The sequence below is a fragment of the Mesorhizobium sp. RSR565B genome, assembly GCF_054719465.1.
In genome coordinates this window covers 5,439,968-5,457,143 of the sequence record NZ_JBTTIE010000001.1, presented here as the reverse complement: position 1 = coordinate 5,457,143, position 17,176 = coordinate 5,439,968, and the positions used below count along the sequence as shown (strand labels likewise).

The window sequence follows — 17,176 nt, the reverse complement described above, 5'->3', positions numbered from 1 at the left end:
TACTGACTACTGACTACTCCCTATCTCTCATTTCACGCCTTCGCCGTCCTGGCCCCTGCGCCAAGGGCGGCGGTGCGAAGGACGTAGTAGATGACCCCTGCAATGCCGACGCCGAAAAACCAGCCATAAACGCCCCACCATGCCGGCAGCAAATTGGTGAAGTTCGGCAGGACCGAGGAGAAGATGGCGCCGATGCCGGCGGCTATGAAGGCGTTGACGTGCCAGCCGCCCTGGAAGCGGAACTCGCCACCTTCGCGGTACAGTGCCTCGACGTCGACCTCGCCCTTCCGGATCAGATAGTAGTCGACCATCATCACCCCGAAGATCGGCCCCATCGTCGCGCCGATGACGTTGACGAAAGACGCGGCACTGCCTTCCCACGGCGCGAAGGGATAAAGCACCAGCGCGATCACGGCCGCGATATAGCCGCCCTTCTTGAAGTCGATCTGCCGGGGAAAGACGTTGGAGAAGTCGAAGGCCGGCGAGACGAAGTTTGCCACCACATTGATGCCGAGCGTCGCCACGGCAAAAGTCAGGGCTGCAAGCGCTGCCAGGAACCAGCTGTCGAATTTCGCCGAGATCTGGTCGGGATGCAGAAGCACTTCGCCATACACATCGAAGGCAGCGATGGTGGTCACGCCGGCGACCAGCGAGAACAGGATGAGGTTGATCGGCAGGCCCCAGATATTGCCCTTGCGCAGCGATGCCTTGTCTGGGGCATAGCGGGCGAAATCGCAGAAATTGAGATAGAGCGCCGAGAAATAGGTGACCCAGATCGCGGCCACCGCAAACAGCGACGTCCAGGAGCCAGGGGTTCCGGGTACGCCGGCATCCTTTGTCTTGTCGAGCAGCACATCCATCGGGATGTCGCTGGTGAAGGCAAATCTCCCGGATTTTACACAGAGATAGATCGCCAGGATCAACATCATCACCCACACCGCCGGTCCGGCCCAATCCTGGAAGCGTCGCACCGTTTCCATGCCGTTCTGGATGATCAGCAATTGCAGTGCCCAGATGACCACAAAACAGATCACTTCCAGACCCGTATGGCCGAGGAAATGCGTGTTGGCGTTGAAATCGGCGAACCATTGCGAGCGGATCAGCAACGCCACGATCGCGCCCGATGCCGCTGCCGTCTGCGCGCCGTACCAGAAGCAGGCGACGATGGCGCGCACCAGGGCCGGAATGTTGGCGCCCCAGATGCCGAAGGACGCGCGCGCCAGCACGGGGTAGGGCACGCCGGTCTTCACGCCGGCATAGCCGACCATGTTCATCAGCGCGTAGATGATCAGCGAACCGATGCCGATGGCGATGATGAAATTGACGAAGCCGCCGCAAAACAGGAACAGGCTTGCGGCGAGATAGTAGCCCCAGAGGCTGTGGACGTCCGACGTCCAGACGTTGAAGATCGAGAACGGCCCCCAGTTTCGGACTTTGGCCGGAGCCAAATCCTCATTGTATAGATCGGGTGATGCGCCTTGTATGGTCATTGCGATGTCCTCCCCTTGATGCCGCACGCGCCCTCACGCGTCGACTGCGCAGGTTATGCCTGACGCAGGGGAACCGGCAAGCAATCCATTTGCCGGCTTTGGCCTTAAAGATATTCAATGAGAACAGCGCTTATCGATCGGCTTTTGGCGAAGGTCGGCGCAATCGCGGCGATCTTGATTCGACCCGCAGACGGCAGCGATCAGGACGCTTTGCGGTTGAGGGCCGGTGATGCGTCGAAATTGGCGGCAAGCCAAGCTATCGCGCAGGTGACATCATCGAGCCTGTATTGGGCCACGGTCGGCCCACGCGGCTTGACCCGGATCGAGATGCCGCCGGCCTCGTTGATCGCCTCGAAACCGTTTTCGTCGGCGGTGTCGTCGCCGAGAAAGACCGGCCGCCGTCCGGCAAAGGGCGGGATTGCCATGAAACGCCGCACGGCAGCGCCCTTGGCTGCTTCGAGCGGCATGAGTTCGACGCCGGCATTGCCCGGGATAACCCGATAGCCCTTGGGAAGCTCGGTCAATGCCTGTTCGGCAAGATGCGTTGCCCTGGCCAGCAGATGCGGCGCCGCACGCGTATGGATGGCGAGGATCGGACCCTTGCGCTCGATATGAACAAGGCCGTCATCCAGTTCGGCCTCGATGGCGTCGGCAAGGGCAGCGATATCGGCGGGAGCATCGGCGGTAACGACCGGGCCGTCCGGCGTCAGCCGGTGTTCCAGCCCATAGAGACCGGCAACACGCAGCTTCAACGGATGAAACAGGCGGTCGGCGCCTTCGACCGAGCGGCCGGTGATAAAGGCGACAGCGCCGTCCAGCCGTTCATCGACGACGCCGAGGAGGTTGCGCAGTTCGTCGCTTACGGACACGGCGTCGGGGTGCGCCGCGTGCTCCAGCAACGTGCCGTCGATATCGAGGAAAAGCGCCCATTGTCCTTCCGGCAGGTCGGGTGCGGTTGGCAGGCCCGGTGCTTTCGACAGGCTATTCATGACGCCACCTTCCGCATGCGGTCGAACAGTGAGACGATGTTGCTGCCGGTGTTTGCGGGCCGCTCGGCGACACTTGTCGCTCTTTCGAGGTCGCCGCGTTTGCGCAGGCGCGCCGCATCGAGCAGCATGCTGCCGGCCCAGCGAAAGACATTGTTGTCGCGCACTATTTCGCGCATCGGGCGCATGCGCTCGCGTTGTTCGTCCGGTGACATGGTCAGCGCCTGCAGCAGCACCTGGCTCATCATCGCCGCGTCGTAAGGATTGACGATCAGTGCTTCCAGCAGTTCGCGCGACGCGCCGGCAAACGTGCTGAGCAACAGCACGCCCTGTTCGTCGTCACGCGCGGCGACGAATTCCTTGGCTACGAGGTTCATGCCGTCATGCAGGCTGGTGACCATGCAGATGTCGGCGGCGCGATAGATCTCATAGACCTGTTGCTGCGAATGGTGCTCAGCCACCATGACCACGGGCTTGTAGCCGTCATGACCGTAGCGCTGGTTGAGCTCGTTGGCATAACGCAGGCATTCATCGTGCAATTGCTGGTAGGCCGGCAGCGTGCCGCGGCTTGGGGCAGCAATCTGCAGGAACACTACCTTGCCGATCCACTCGGGGTGGCGCGTAAACAATTCGTCCAGCGCATGGAAGCGGTCGAGGATGCCCTTGGTGTAGTCCAGGCGCTCGACGCCGACGCACAGCTTGACGTCCGCCGACAGGCCGAACCGCTCACGCAGGCGGGCGCGGCTTTCCTCGACCGGTGGCAGTTTGGCCAGGAGTTCGGCCGGCCATTCGATGGAGATGGGATAGGCGTGCACCAGGGTCGTCCGCCCGCCATACGAGATCGCGGCGTCGGCGCGCTCGATGCGGCTTTCCAGGAACCTGTCTACGCTTTCAGTGAAATTATTGGCATGAAACTGGGTGTGAAAGCCGATGATCGAGCTCCCGAGCAGTCCATCAAGAACGCGTTCGCGCCATGGGCAGATGCTGAACACTTCGGAGTTCGGCCACGGGATGTGCCAGAAGGTGATGATGATCGCCTCCGGCAGGCGCTCGCGGATCATGCGCGGCAGGAGCGCGAAATGGTAATCCTGAACCAGCACGATCGGCCGCTCATTGCGCGCCTCGGCAACCACCATATCGGCGAATTTGCGGTTGACGGCCTCATAGGCCTCCCAGTCCGAGGCACGGAAGACCGGCCGGGTGAAGGCGATATGGCAGAGCGGCCAAAGCCCTTCATTGGCAAAGCCGAGATAGTAGCCCTGATATTCGTCGTCGCTCAGCCACACGCGGCGCAGCGTATAGGACGGATTGTCCGGCGGCACCTGAACCCGATCGTTGCTATCGACCGTCAGACGATCCGCCGTTCCGCCGCCATAGGCGATCCAGGTGCCGCTGCAGGCGCGGGTGATAGGCTCAAGCGCCGACACCAGGCCGCTGGCCGGCACCAGAAGCTCGACGCCGTCGTCCTTGATGTTGTGGATATAGGGTTCTCGGTTCGAGACGACGATGACCTGCGCGTCCGGCAGGTCGTCGGCAAGTATCTTGCGCAAGGTGTCGGGCGACCAGTTCACCAGCGCCGCGTCGGGAGATTGTCCGTTCTTCTCGAACTCCCGCAAGACCTTGCGCGTCGCTTCCGATGCGACGTCCTCGCCGGCAGTCGGTGCAACCGTCAAGCTATGGCTACGACGTTGCCTGGAGATCGATAACATAACGGCTAGAATCGAAAGGCCAAGGCTTGCAAGGATCAAGACCCAGAGCAGGGCCATGCCATAATCAGTCATTCCAATTCCAACTCAATTTTGGCCGCCAGGGCCTTTTTCTTCATGGTTCGATTTGAGTGTTCGCAGCCGACGATCGCCCGTGAGAACCTGTGTTTTTCGCAACGCACAAACCCTGGGTTCGGTTCCCGTTGAAGGCCGTTCAGATCATGTCCGCACGATCAGCGGAACCAGCCCTTCATGGCGGTCGGCGAGAAAGGCGACGACGCGGTCGCCGACGCGCTGGAAGGTAAGATCGACCCTCTTTTCGCCGACACCCAGATGCCTGAGCGTCAGCGTATCGATGCCGATCGGCAAACGGGGTCGAGTGACGTGGATTTCGCCGTTCCAGCCGTCGATTTCCAGACCGAGGCACGCCTGCATCAGCATGAAGGCCGAGCCTGCCGACCACGCTTGCGGCAGGCAGGCGACGGGGTAGGCGATCGGCGCTTCGCCCGGCGAGCGGGTGAAACCGCAGAACAGTTCCGGCAGTCGCATGTTGAAATGCACTGCCGATTCGAACGTACCGCTCATCAGCCGCACCACGCTGTCACGCTCGCCGAACCGCGCCAGGCCGGCGCCGCACATCGCCGTGTCATGCGGCCAGATGGAACCATTGTGGTACGACATCGGGTTGAACAGCACAGCATCGTCGGAAAGCGTTCGCACCCCCCAGCCGGAGTGGAAGGAAGCCGAAAGCAACTGGTCGGCGACCATCTTAGCCCGCGCCGGTTCGGGCAGGCCGACATAGAGCAGGTGTCCGGCATTCGAGGTGCGCACCTTGCACGGCTCTCCGGCGCCGTCGATCGCCAGCGCATAGAACCCGAGATCGTCCAGCCAGAAATCACGCTCGACGGCGATCCGCATCTCTTCGGCGCGATTTTCCCAGTGCTCGGCCTGCGCGAACTCGCCCCGGCGGCGGGCGAGAGCGGCAAGGCCCCTGAAGGCGGCGAAGACATAACCCTGCACTTCGACCAGCGCGATCGGCCCCTTGGGAATGCGCCCGTCGGCGTGGAAGACGGAGTCGAAGCTGTCCTTCCAGCCCTGGTTCGCAAGGCCGGATTCGGCAGCGCGCTGATAGGTGACGAAGCCGGTTGCGCGGCTCGCCTCTTCCGTCCACTTGGCGGCGGCGCAGAGAGACGGCCACAGGCTGGCGATGAAGTCCATGTCGCCGGTGCGTTCGGCATAGGCGCAGGCGAGGTGGATGTAGAGCGGCGTGGTATCGACGCCGCCATAGTAGCGGCCGAAAGGCAGTTCCTGCAGCGCCACCATCTCGCCCTTGCGCGTCTCGTGCATGATCTTGCCGGGCTGCGAGTCGCTGAAAGGCGATGTCTCGGTCGCCTGGTGCTGGGCGAGGAAGGCAAGCACGCCGCGCGCCAGGCCGGGGTTGAGCCATAGCATCTGCAGCGCCGAGATGACGCCGTCACGGCCGAAGGCCGTCGAAAACCAGGGGATGCCGGCATAGGGGTAGGGGCCGGTCGACAACTCGGTGGTCAGCAAGGCGACATCCGCGCGGGCGCGTTCGACCCAATCGTTGAAGACGCGACCCGAACTGTGCACCGTCGCGCCATGGCGGCGCTTGGCCCGCATGCCGAAACGGGCGCGCGCCGCGGCCGCCCGGAAGCGGTCGCGGTCGGGCGTTTCGGTCAGTTCCGCGCCGACCTCGACGTAAAGCATCTTGCTGCTGCGCTTGGTCACTGCGATGAGGAAATCCGCGCGCTCGGCGCTCAACTGGTCCGGCGGCTGAGAGAACGAGATCGCCGACACCCGCGCCAGCCCGTCCAGTCCGTCATAGCGCAGCAGCACCGAGGCAGGCTCGATCTCCGCTGCATGCGCCATTCCGCGCTTCGGCCGGGTCGAACCGCGGACCTCGAACATGTCCCGGAAATCGGCGGCAAAATGCAGCGAGACGCGGATTGCCGAATGCTCCTGGCTGTAGTTGGAAAGGGTGATGCGCTCGAACAGCCGGTCCTGCCACAACAGCCTGACGCGCTCGATATGGATGGCGCCCTGCGGGATGTCGCGGCCACCGACGCTTTGCATCGGCAAATTGGTCATATTGCTGGTGAACAGCACATTGTCCTGGCTGAGGGAGGCGCCGAGCAGCGATGTCTGCCGGCCGCCGACGGTGAGCCTGAACTCCGACAGCACCCGGGTGTCGTCACGGAAGAAACCGTCGCCCGCACCCCTGATATCGCCGTAGGCATCGGCCACGGCAAAACAGTCGCCTTGCTTTAGGGCAAACAGCCGGTGCGGCTCGCGCGGCGCGGTTTCGTCCAGGGAGGCAAGGGCCACGGCAGGGTCGAGCTTGCGCTCGTCAAGTTCGGTCATCAGTCACAAATCTCTGTTTCGGGCTCGGAACGTCCGCCGTCGTTCACGACGCTTTCGATTCAGCCGGGGCGCCGATGAGACGCGCATAGGCAGTGAGATAGTCGCGCGCCATCCTGTTGGCGGAGAACCGACTTTCGAAGACGGCGCGCACCTTTCGCCGGTCGAGTTGCAGCAAGGCCGGCACCGCGGCGACCGCGGCGTCGAGAGAATCGACGACAAATCCGGTAACGCCATGGTCGATGACTTCCGGCAACGCACCGCAGTTCCAGCCGATGGTTGGCGTACCGCACGCCATCGCCTCGATCGCGGCAAGGCCGAACGGCTCGGGCCAGTCTATCGGAAACAGCAGACCAGCGGCATTGCCGAGGAATTCAGTCTTCTCACTCTCGGCGATCTCGCCGACATAGTCGATGCGGTCGCCATCGATCAACGGCTCGATCGTCTCATGGAAATAGGCGCGATCATCGTCGCCGATCTTGGCCGCCAGCTTGAGTTTCATGCCCGAGCGCAAGGCGATGTCGATGGCCCGGTCCGGCCGCTTGTCGCGCGAAAGCCGGCCGAGAAAGGCGAGGTATGGTTCGCCTGCCGCCGTCTCGAAGGTCGGCTGATAGAGACCCGTCGGCAGCCCGTGATGGATGGTGGCCAGCCAATTGGCATTCGCAAGCCCGGTCTTCTGGCTATGCGAGATCGAGATCAGCGGAAAGCGCGGAAAACGCTCATAGGCTGGCGCCAGATCGACATAATCGAGCCGGCCATGAGGCGTCGTCACCGTCTTGTCCGGCATGGTCTCGAAGAACGAGAAATGCAGGAGATGGCTGAGGTGAAAATGAATGATATCAAAGTCGTGGGCTCGGTTCCTCACATCGGCAAGCATCGCAAGATGCGCCGCCGTGTCCGATTTCAGCGGGCGCGGATCGAGGCGTAGCGCGCGTTCGCGACCTGGTATCAGTCTGGCCGACGTCCGGCTGTCGCCGCTGGCGAACAGCGTCACCTCATGGCCGAGTTCGACCAGCCCTTCGGTCAGATAGGAAACGATGCGCTCGGTGCCGCCATAGAGAAGGGGTGGCACCGATTCGTGCAAAGGGGCGACATGGGCTATGCGCATGGTTTGAACGTGTCCCTCAAGGCAATCACGAGAGCGAAATGCATCAGCCGGCCTAACGTTCCGGACAAAAGCGGGCGTCGGCAACCCAAGCCCACCAGCGCAGATTTTTTTGCAATAAGCGGAACAAACGCGCCATCCGCGAATTTAGTAGGGTTGGTTCGCGCTGCGGCCGACCAGGGAGAGAACAAAATGGACCGCTTGCATTTCTTTACGCCCGTGCGCATTGCGCGCGGGCAGGGACACCCCGTCGAGGAAGTCGATAGCGTTGCCGAAGCGATGGTCTTTTTGCAGAAATGGCCATTGGGACGGCGTGGGCCTGTGTATCAGTGCGCCGTGAATTGCTGCTCCGCGGCCCTGTCGGGCAGAATGTCGGCCGAAGCAGCCAGGAAGGCGTTTACGGGCTTTGCCCGCATCACCCGGCTGCTCGATGATGACATGGCCCTGCCGATGGGCGGCGAAAGCATGGCGGAAGTCCACGCGCTGAGGCGCTAGGCGCCGGTCCAGCCATTTGGCTATTGAACACCCGGGCTTTGGCGGCGCGGGCATCATCTTTTCCGCACCGGAGTATTCCGGCGCGGCCCTTCACCTCATGGGCCACACTGTGCTTTCATGCGGCGTTTCGCATGACCGGTGGGTGACGACCATCCACAGGCGGCCCGAACGTGGAGGGGTAGACAATGCCGAGACTGATCCTGGGAACACTCGGCGCTATCGTCATCGCCCTCATCTGGGCGGTCTTTGCCAGTTTGATGGGCGCGCCATCGATCGTGATCACGGTCGGCGCGGTCGCCATTGGGGCCGGCGTCTACACCTACGTCGACCGACGCTCGACTTGACGCGTCCCCGGTCTGCCGCGCGCTCGACCAATTGCACGCCGGTGTTTGACGCGCGCGGCAGCCGCGGCGGGCATTCTTCAAGGACGAGCTTGCTGGCCGCATAGAGAGCCAAGGCGCAGACAGGGCGCCACACGTCGGACCGGGCTCCGCGAGAACTTGGGAGAGATCGTCAAAGATCTTTCAATCCGGCCAATGTAGATCGAAACGGCGAATCTGTGGATTTCCGGTGGAACATCGTCGCCTCGAAACACTTCGGGCGTTGCACTGCCCCATCAGTGCACGTTCCCTTGTTCTGTTGGAACTGGCCGGCTGCCGAAAGGTGGCCGGCTTTTTTGTATATAAGCGGAACCTGAAATTACGGGGCTTGTTCTGCATGCGGCAGCGAGCCCCTCGCTGCTGGTCGAGGGCCGTAACCCTTGGCCGGGCCCGCATCGCTCCGCCAGTGGTGCGGGCCCACGGCCTCCGGTTTTTCCGGGCGTCTCGACTCGCTGATCCTCACCCTGGTCCGGCTAATGCATGTCACTCAAAAAAAGGCTCGGTTGTGAGACAATGACATGCACACGCGGCGCGCTTTAGCACAATCATTCACAAAGCCGTGGGTTCAACTGTTGCTACCCTTCTTGGCTGGATTGTGCGAATGATGACTGTCCTTTTCACCGCCACCCCCTGAAACTCGGCTTTTGGATCGACGGTCTTCATCCGCCGGGGGCTTGTTGATCTGTAAGGGTTTTCTGGCGTTCTCGTGCGATGCGCCTGGCCCGCCCTGCCGGATCGTGTTCGGGTGTTTCTTCGATGTGGACATGATCACCGATCCTGCTGACGGCCCTGATGAGTGGTGTTGACCTTGGTGTTGGCTTGCTGCCCTTGGCGCTCCGGATCCGGCGCTCCGTGAGTGCCGTGCTGGGCATCATCGTGGCTAATCTGTCGCCCTTCTCCTCGACCCTTCTGGCTCTGGTTCTCAGGCGGCACGGGCGGCATTTTGCTCGACATCTGCATCTCCTTGGTTGGTCTCGTGACTCCAAACCGTGATCGTGGGGGGAAGTTCCGTCTGCTTCGTCAGCACCTGTGATTTCGGTGCCGACGGAATCTGACTCCCAACGCGGATTTCAACGAACGGCAGGGCCTGCGTTGCTTGTCGAGGACAGGCAATCTCTGGGCAGGCCCGCGTCGCCCCGCCAGTGATGCGGGCCTGCAATATAAACCTCAAGACTGGGCTGCTATCGCAGTTTATTGCGAGCTTCCGGCGACTTGCGTAGCGGGCTTCAGTGGCTTTCAGGAGAGCAGCGTGTTGTATCCGGTCGATTTCGAGCGACCGAAATACAGTGCTTGACCACGTTGCTGACATGATCGGTGATGGTGTCGCGCCTGGATCGCGGCAGCAGCCTCAGGTCCGCTCTCCCTGCAGCTGATGGCAGCTAAAACGACGTCAAAAGACCTAAGTCTCTTTGATCGCCCTCGCTGCTCGCACGAGCGATGACCAGTCAGCTCCCATGGCTGCGACAAGGTCTCGAGCATCTTCGTCTGATATTCCGGTACGGTCTACGAGCTTCCGTGCCAGCAATTCGAATGCCAATTCTATGATCGTCATAGCTCAGCCCTTACGAGAGTACCCGTGACGATAGCTTGCAAATGGGTCTTCCGCATTTGCACATGTTAAGCGACCATCACGAATGTCTCAGGTACCGCAGAATGTCTGCAGGACGCGCTCATCCGGGCGTGGCGGCTCAGCATAGCGTTCCATTCCCGGCTGCTCATCGAAGGGACGGCTGACGACCGTCAAGATCTCCTCGAACGGTGTGAAGTCGCCGCCCAACGCCGCCTGGATCATCGCCTCGATGCGATGATTGCGGGGGATGAATTTGGGATTGACGGATTGCATGGCTGCCCGGCGCGTGGCCGTGTCGGCTGCTTCGCTTGCAATGCGCTGGCGCCACCGCGCCGACCAGGCATCGAATGAGCCTGGATCCTTAAACAACTGCCGCGCCGTGCCTTGGCCGTCCGCAGCGTCGAGGTCATCGCCCAGGCGCCGGAAGCCGAGCGTAAAATCCGCTTCGCCGCGAGCCAGCACATCCAGAAAGTCGGCAGCGAGCTGCAAGTCGCCTTCCGCTTCGGTCAGCAGTCCGAGTTTTCTGCGGAAGCCGCGCTGCAACACAGCCTCATAGGAGGCCTGGAACGACCTCAGCACCTCTTCCGCTTCAGACACTGCTTCATTCTCGTCCGTGCTCATGAGCGGCAGCAGGGTCTCGGCAAAGCGCGCAAGGTTCCATGTGGCGACACGAGGCTGGTTGGCATAGGCATAGCGACCGGCGCGGTCTATCGAACTGAACACCGCGCTGGGGTCGTAAGCGTCCATGAAGGCGCATGGGCCATAGTCGATCGTCTCGCCCGAGATCGACATGTTGTCGGTGTTCATGACGCCATGGATGAAGCCGACCAGCATCCAGCGCGCCACCAGGTCCGCCTGTGCGGCGACAACGGCCTCCAGCAAAGCCCGGTATGGCCGTGCTTCCCCCGCCAGCTGTGGGAAGTGACGCTGAATGGCATAGTCGGCCAGTATCTTGAGCGCCTCGGTGTCGTGGCGCGCGGCGAAATATTGGAACGTGCCGATCCTGATATGGCTTGCCGCCACCCGTGTCAGGACGGCGCCGGGCAGCCGGACCTCGCGATAGACCGGGTCGCCGGTGAGCACCGCCGCAAGGCTTCGCGTCGTCGGAATGCCGAGCGCCCCCATCGCTTCGCTGACGACATATTCGCGCAGGACAGGGCCGAGTGCGGCGCGGCCGTCGCCGTTGCGCGAGAACCGCGTTGGTCCCGATCCTTTCAGCTGGATGTCACGGCGAACGCCGTTGACGTCCACCACTTCGCCAAGCAGCAGGGCGCGCCCGTCGCCAAGCTGAGGCACGAAGTTTCCGAACTGGTGGCCCGCATAGGCCAGGGCGATTGCTTGCAACCCTTCCGGAAATCTGTTGCCGGCAAGCATCGCCACTCCATCCGGGCTGGTAAGCTGGTCGGCATCGAGCCCGAGTTCCTCCGCGAGGGGCCGGTTGAACCGGATCAGCCGCGGTTCGGACACCGGCTTCGGATCTGTTTGCGCGAAGAAGCGCTCCGGCAATTGCGCATAGCTGTTGCTCAGGGCGGGAAGCCCCGTCTGAATGACCGGGGGTTGTTCAGCAGTCGCAGGTGACGTCATGACGAGCTGTCTCTGAAGAGGAGGGGTTCAACAGATCCCGTTTCGAGGAGCCTGTGTTCATTTGTTCATATAGGGACGCAACGTCGTTGGTGCCATCCGGATCCATCAGGCCGGCACCGGATACAAGCTGGGAACCACCCGCCTCAACTATCGAGGTTCGGGCTGCCGTGGGACGACGGGCCGTGGCGGAATCCAGAGCTGACGCCCGCATCGCCACTGTCTCCGAACTGAGCACCCGGCAATCTAGTCAGTGCGGGCGTGCAATGCCGGGGCGGCGTCTGCCTTGGTTGGCAGCGGCTCTCTCGGGGCCGCTCCCGGCGATGATTTCGAACCCGGTTCGACTCGCTCCTCGGCGATGAGCCGGGCGCCACGCTCATAGGTCAGGTAGCGCCAGAGCCACTGGATCGAGACCTGAACGCGGTGCTGAAAACCGACGAGCAGGTAGACATGGATGAGCGCCCAGGCAGACCAGGCGAACCAGCCTTTCAGTTTCAGCCTACCCGATTCGAACACGGCAGCGTGGCGGCCGACAATGGCCGTGTTGCCTCGATTGCTGAAGACAAAAGCGGGCAGCGTATCGCCAGCATCTATCCGGCGTGCCAGTGCCTTGCCGAGGTGCTCGCCCTGCTGCTTGGCGACCTGGGCAAGACCCGGCAATGGCTGGCCGTTCCCATCGAGGACCAGTGCGACGTCGCCAAGCGCGAAGACATCGGGATGGCCGACGACCTGCAGGTCGGATTCGACCTTCACCCGACCGCCGCGGTCGAGCCCGACACCAAGCTGGGCGACCAGCGGAGAAGCCGCCACCCCGGCGGCCCAGAGCGTCAAGGCCACCGGGATCACCTGGCCGCCGACGGTGATCTGATGCGCTTCGATCGCCTCGACCCGGTTGCCGAGCGCGACCTCGACGCCCAGGCTTTCAAGGCGCAGACGTGCATATCTGGAAAGCTCCGGGGCGAATCCGGCGAGCAGACGCTCGCCGGCTTCTACCAGTATGATCCTTGTCTTCTTGGGCCGGATGTTGCGGAAGTCGCGCGCCAGTGTGTGCCGGCTGAGTTCGGCGATCGAGCCCGCCAGTTCGACACCGGTCGGGCCGCCGCCGATAATGGCGATCGTCATCAGCCGGGATTGCTCGACTGGATCGGTGGTCCGTTCCGCGTGCTCGAACGATAGCAGCAGCCGTGACCGGATCGTGCGCGCGTCCTCGATGGTCTTCAAGCCGGGACAAACCCGAGCCCAGCTCTCCTGGCCGAAATAGAATGGCTGCGAACCGGTGGCCAAGACCAGGATGTCGTAGGGGACCGTGGTCCCATCGGCGAGCACCAGTATCCTGGCCTCGGTGACGATCTCGGTGACATCGCCGAAGAGGACCTGAACCGAGGGATAGCGGCCCAGGATCTTGCGGATTGGCTCGGCGATATCAGGCGCCGACAAGGCGGCGGTTGCAACCTGATAGAGCAAGGGCTGGAACAGGTGGTGATTGTGGCGGTCGATGATCGTCACCCCGATTTCCGCCTTGCCGAGCGCCTTGGCAACCTCCAGACCGGCAAAGCCTCCGCCGACCACGACGATGCGCGGTGTCAGGCTCCGGCCGTGGCTGCTCTCGGTGGCGAATTGCATGCTTGATACTCCCCTATCCCTGTCCGGAAGTCATAGCCTGGCAGGAGTGCCTCGCTGCCGGCTGGAGCTGCTGCTCACTCCGGCGGCATCGGTCCAGGCAAGGCATCCGGCAATGACAGGCGTCGTGCTGACCACAAGGGCGCCGCGCGCGTGAAGAGCTACCAACCCGCGCCATGAGACGCGGTCGACCGCCCAGATGGTGCCGCTGGCGTCGACCCATTTGAGATGGGCGTCGGCGACTTCAACGGCCCGCATCATCGCCGCCGGTTCCATCCCGGCCCGAAAGACGATGATGGAATTGGCGGCACCGTTGAAGAACGGGCCGGCGCCGGCTGCCAGTCCCGCAAGCAGGACGATGCTGGTAAGCGCTGCCGAAGCACCGCGTGCCGGTCCGCCGCGGTTGGGCAGCACCAGCACCAACACAAGCGGCACGATGCCGAAGATGACCAGCCACGCAATATCCCAGGCGAGCGGCAAGTCGCTGTTCATCTTGATCCGGTGCAGACCCAGCAGCCAGTGAAACACGACGGCATCGACGACATGCCAGACGCCGAACCCGGCGAAGGCGAGCCGCAGGATCTCCGTGGTGGTCCCGGGCCGCGCGCCGGCCGCCCTCGCGGCCACCAGCAGCACCGTGCCGGCGACGGCGAGCACATACATGCAAAGATGGAAGAGGCCGTCGGCCATGATCTGGAAGCGCAGGTCGGAACCCACCGGATCGGCGACGCCCGAGAGAAGATGATGCCATTGCAGGATCTGATGCAGGACGATGCCGTCGAAGAAACCGCCGAGCGCGAAGCCGAGCAGCAGCCAGCCGGCTCGCGTTCTCGGGTCGAGTGTCGCGGTGATCGCGTCCATGTCAGGACCACCGGCTCCAGGCCGGGGCGTTCAGTTGCCTGGGCACCGACATGTCCGGCGGCATGGGGTCATGGAGACCATGACGCGCCTCGAGCCAGAAGGCGGATATCAGCCCACCAACCACCGTAGTCAGAACCAGTGTCGCAGCAATTATCGCCAGCATGGACGTCGATCCTCAGCCGCGCAGGGTCGGCCGCGCGGAACCTAACCGCGGCTTCCGTGGAATGTTCCTACCGCCGGTTCGGTGGAGGGAACAATCAAGTTCCAGCACGGTTCGATGCTGGCGACGGACGGCTCAAGCGGAGAAGGTCATGAACGAATATACGGCGGCAGATCCGGACGGTCTCGACAGCCACCAGCCGACCGGCATCACCCGATGGCTGTTTTCGACCAACCACAAGGACATCGGCACACTCTATCTGGTCTTCGCTTTCATCGCGGGGGTGATCGGCATGCTCTTGTCGGTGAGCATGCGAATCGAGCTGCAGCAACCCGGGATCCAGTTTTTCCCCGGACTGGCGTCGATGATCTACGGTTACCAGGGCGACGCGGCGATCGACGCCGGCAAGCAGCTTTACAACGTCTTCACCACGGCCCACGCGCTGATCATGATCTTCTACACTGTGATGCCCGCCCTGATCGGCGGCTTCGCCAACTGGATGGTTCCGATCATGATCGGCGCCCCCGACATGGCCTTCCCGCGCATGAACAACATCTCGTTCTGGCTGCTGCCGCCGGCATTGATGTTGCTTTTATTGTCGATCTTCATGCCCAGCGTCCCCGGCGGCTATGGCCCTGGGACCGGCTGGTTCCTGTACCCGCCGCTGTCGACCTCCGGCCATCCCGGTCCCGCCGTGGATCTGGTCATCCTGTCTCTGCACATTGCGGGCGCCTCCTCGATCCTGGGAGCCATCAACTTCATCACCACCATCTTCAACATGCGCGCGCCGGGGATGACCCTGCACAAGATGCCCCTGTTTGTGTGGTCGATCCTCATCACCGCCTTCCTGCTGCTGCTGGCTCTGCCGGTGCTGGCCGGCGCCATCACCATGCTCCTGACCGATCGCAATTTCGGAACCACGTTCTTCGCGCCGGACGGCGGAGGCGACCCGCTGCTGTACCAGCATCTCTTCTGGTTCTTCGGCCACCCGGAAGTCTACATCATGATCCTGCCGGCGTTCGGCATCGTCAGCCAGGTGATCTCGACCTTCTCGCGAAAGCCGATCTTCGGGTATCTCGGGATGGTCTACGCAATCGTGGCGATCGGGGTGATCGGCTTCGTCGTCTGGGCCCACCATATGTACACCAGCGGGATAGGCCTCGACACGCAGCGCTACTTCACCTTCGCCACGATGGTGATCGCAGTGCCGACCGGGATAAAAGTGTTCTCCTGGATTGCAACCATGTGGGGCGGTTCGGTCAGCCTGCGGACGCCGATGCTCTGGGCCCTCGGCTTCATATTCCTGTTCACCGTGGGCGGGGTGACGGGCGTTCAACTCGCAAATGCCGGCCTCGACCGTGAATTGCACGACACATACTTCGTCGTCGCGCATTTCCACTACATACTTTCACTGGGAGCGATCTTCGGCATCTTCGCGGGCTGGTATTACTGGTTTCCGAAAATGACGGGATATCTCTACAATCCGCTTCTGGCTGGGGTCCATTTCTGGACGACCTTCGTCGGCGTGAACCTCGTCTTCTTCCCCCATCACTTCCTTGGATTGGCGGGCATGCCGCGTCGCTATGTCGACTATCCCGACGCATTCGCCGGCTGGAACATGGTGTCCTCGTATGGATCGTACCTGTCGGCCGCGAGTGTCGTGATTTTCCTCTTCGGCATCTTGGAAGCTTTCTACCGGCAAAGAGCCGCCGGCATGAACCCATGGGGGCCAGGAGCTACCACATTGGAGTGGGAGCTGACCTCTCCACCCCCTTTCCATCAATGGGACAGGCTGCCGCAAATCAGATGAGGCCGGGTTGTCGAACTCCTTTGCGCAAGCAAGCCCGGTTCGCCGCTGAGGCGAACTTCAGCCTGCCGGTGGCAGACGCTGGCTGCAGCTGAGAACCGGATCGCTATCTGAAGCTGATTAACAGCACAGCGAACAAGCTTGCGAGCGCGACTGCCCAGCAGAACAACCAATTGGCGATCAGAAGAAGCGATTTGAGCACGGTGGCATGGCAGTAATCTTCGATGATCGATTGCATTCCAAGCCGCATGTGAACGCAGCTTACGAGAATGAAGCCAATAAGGGCTGGCGCGACATAGATCGATCCTACGACGCTGAGGACGGCGTCTCGAGGCTCACCGACCAGCATTATAACGATCGCGACGATGTAAATGACAAGGATCAACAGGGCAGCAGATGTCAGCCGCTCCAGCATGAACGTTTCGGTTCCGTGTTTCGCCGATCCAAGGCCCCGCACTCGAGCTAGCGGAGTTCTGATTGAGGGTCTGTCAGCCATGGCGTTTCCCCAAAACTACTTGGTTGCCTTGCGCGCAACTCAAGCTGTTGCTGTTTCGATGCCCGGGCCGTCGGTGCCGACGGATATTGGGCAAGCACGGTCTCCAGTCGAGCAAGGCGGGCTTTGTGGGCGTTCAGTTCGTATCCTGAACGCCATCCAATTTGCCTGGGTCTGCCATCTCTGCATAGCTCGCTTTCAAGCAGCGAGATACGAAGGCGGACCGCGTCGATCTCCTTGACAAGCGCGGCCTTCACCGATTTTCGACTCTGCATGGCTGTAGTTCCGGTGCAAGGATGGTTCCAAACCTGACGCGTCTGGAAATGTTCCCGGGTGCCGAAGGCGTGCTGAAGATTAATGCCTCAGTGCTGCACCCGCACAATGGGTCGCCATGAGCAAAGCCGGGCACTAGCTCAACGGCCGCGGTGTGCCCGGCGAATGATTGTGAAGAGGAGCGAATGCTTGGCCCGCCTCGTCCCGAGAGATAAGTAGCCCTCAGAACAGCGACCGCACGTGGCCGAGATGACCAGAGGGTGTTCTTGG

The 17,176-nt window shown here is 62.2% G+C and carries 14 protein-coding genes; 3 read left to right on the top strand and 11 right to left on the bottom strand.

The window, feature by feature from the left end:
• Positions 1-32: 32 nt before the first annotated feature.
• The 5 genes from ACYG9R_RS26280 to ACYG9R_RS26260 form a co-directional block, all read right to left on the bottom strand.
• Positions 33-1,490: an NCS1 family nucleobase:cation symporter-1 gene (locus tag ACYG9R_RS26280; RefSeq protein WP_023824878.1), complete on the bottom strand. Its 1,458-nt coding sequence runs from the start codon at positions 1,488-1,490 to the stop codon at positions 33-35.
• Between the two features lie 200 nt (positions 1,491-1,690).
• The gene (gene otsB / locus ACYG9R_RS26275) at positions 1,691-2,479 is read right to left on the bottom strand and encodes a trehalose-phosphatase (protein ID WP_023672690.1); all 789 of its coding nucleotides are present in this window, start codon (positions 2,477-2,479) and stop codon (positions 1,691-1,693) included.
• Complete coding sequence (locus ACYG9R_RS26270) at positions 2,476-4,257, bottom strand: alpha,alpha-trehalose-phosphate synthase (UDP-forming) (RefSeq protein WP_023824879.1); 1,782 nt, start codon at positions 4,255-4,257, stop codon at positions 2,476-2,478. Before ACYG9R_RS26270 ends, otsB begins: the two co-directional genes overlap by 4 nt.
• A 144-nt stretch (positions 4,258-4,401) precedes the next feature.
• A complete protein-coding gene (locus ACYG9R_RS26265; protein WP_023688553.1) occupies positions 4,402-6,564 on the bottom strand; it encodes an amylo-alpha-1,6-glucosidase in 2,163 nt (720 codons plus the stop codon).
• A 43-nt stretch (positions 6,565-6,607) separates the two neighbouring features.
• The gene (locus ACYG9R_RS26260) at positions 6,608-7,669 is read right to left on the bottom strand and encodes a glycosyltransferase family 4 protein (RefSeq protein WP_023738733.1); all 1,062 of its coding nucleotides are present in this window, start codon (positions 7,667-7,669) and stop codon (positions 6,608-6,610) included.
• Between ACYG9R_RS26260 and ACYG9R_RS26255 the strand changes: the two genes are divergently transcribed.
• Positions 7,655-8,161 carry a DUF982 domain-containing protein gene (locus ACYG9R_RS26255; protein WP_373432840.1) on the top strand — a complete coding sequence of 169 codons (507 nt, stop codon included), beginning with the start codon at positions 7,655-7,657 and terminating at the stop codon, positions 8,159-8,161. The genes ACYG9R_RS26260 and ACYG9R_RS26255 overlap by 15 nt on opposite strands.
• A gap of 185 nt (positions 8,162-8,346) precedes the next feature.
• Entirely contained in the window at positions 8,347-8,505 is a 159-nt protein-coding gene (locus ACYG9R_RS26250; protein ID WP_023672685.1) for a hypothetical protein, read from the top strand.
• A 601-nt stretch (positions 8,506-9,106) separates the two neighbouring features.
• Here ACYG9R_RS26250 and ACYG9R_RS26245 read toward each other — a convergent pair.
• The 5 genes from ACYG9R_RS26245 to ACYG9R_RS26225 all read right to left on the bottom strand — a co-directional run bounded on the left by ACYG9R_RS26245 (position 9,107) and on the right by ACYG9R_RS26225 (position 14,173).
• Positions 9,107-9,307: a hypothetical protein gene (locus tag ACYG9R_RS26245; protein WP_081726098.1), complete on the bottom strand. Its 201-nt coding sequence runs from the start codon at positions 9,305-9,307 to the stop codon at positions 9,107-9,109.
• 2 nt (positions 9,308-9,309) lie between these two features.
• On the bottom strand, positions 9,310-9,495 hold the full coding sequence (locus ACYG9R_RS26240) for a hypothetical protein (RefSeq protein WP_023682450.1): 186 nt from the start codon (positions 9,493-9,495) through the stop codon (positions 9,310-9,312).
• A 685-nt stretch (positions 9,496-10,180) separates the two neighbouring features.
• Positions 10,181-11,695 carry a protein adenylyltransferase SelO gene (locus ACYG9R_RS26235; protein ID WP_023824880.1) on the bottom strand — a complete coding sequence of 505 codons (1,515 nt, stop codon included), beginning with the start codon at positions 11,693-11,695 and terminating at the stop codon, positions 10,181-10,183.
• Between the two features lie 243 nt (positions 11,696-11,938).
• Positions 11,939-13,315 carry an NAD(P)/FAD-dependent oxidoreductase gene (locus ACYG9R_RS26230; protein WP_023824881.1) on the bottom strand — a complete coding sequence of 459 codons (1,377 nt, stop codon included), beginning with the start codon at positions 13,313-13,315 and terminating at the stop codon, positions 11,939-11,941.
• A 30-nt stretch (positions 13,316-13,345) separates the two neighbouring features.
• Positions 13,346-14,173 (bottom strand): DUF2243 domain-containing protein, encoded by an 828-nt coding sequence (locus ACYG9R_RS26225; RefSeq protein ID WP_352444208.1) that lies wholly within the window; start codon positions 14,171-14,173, stop codon positions 13,346-13,348.
• 311 nt (positions 14,174-14,484) lie between these two features.
• On the opposite strand from ACYG9R_RS26225, the gene ctaD reads away from it, so the two are divergent.
• The gene (ctaD, locus tag ACYG9R_RS26220) at positions 14,485-16,143 is read left to right on the top strand and encodes a cytochrome c oxidase subunit I (protein ID WP_023693467.1); all 1,659 of its coding nucleotides are present in this window, start codon (positions 14,485-14,487) and stop codon (positions 16,141-16,143) included.
• Between the two features lie 103 nt (positions 16,144-16,246).
• On the opposite strand, the gene sdhD is transcribed toward ctaD, so the two are convergent.
• The gene (gene sdhD / locus ACYG9R_RS26215; RefSeq protein WP_023688545.1) at positions 16,247-16,636 is read right to left on the bottom strand and encodes a succinate dehydrogenase, hydrophobic membrane anchor protein; all 390 of its coding nucleotides are present in this window, start codon (positions 16,634-16,636) and stop codon (positions 16,247-16,249) included.
• Positions 16,637-17,176 lie beyond the last annotated feature (540 nt).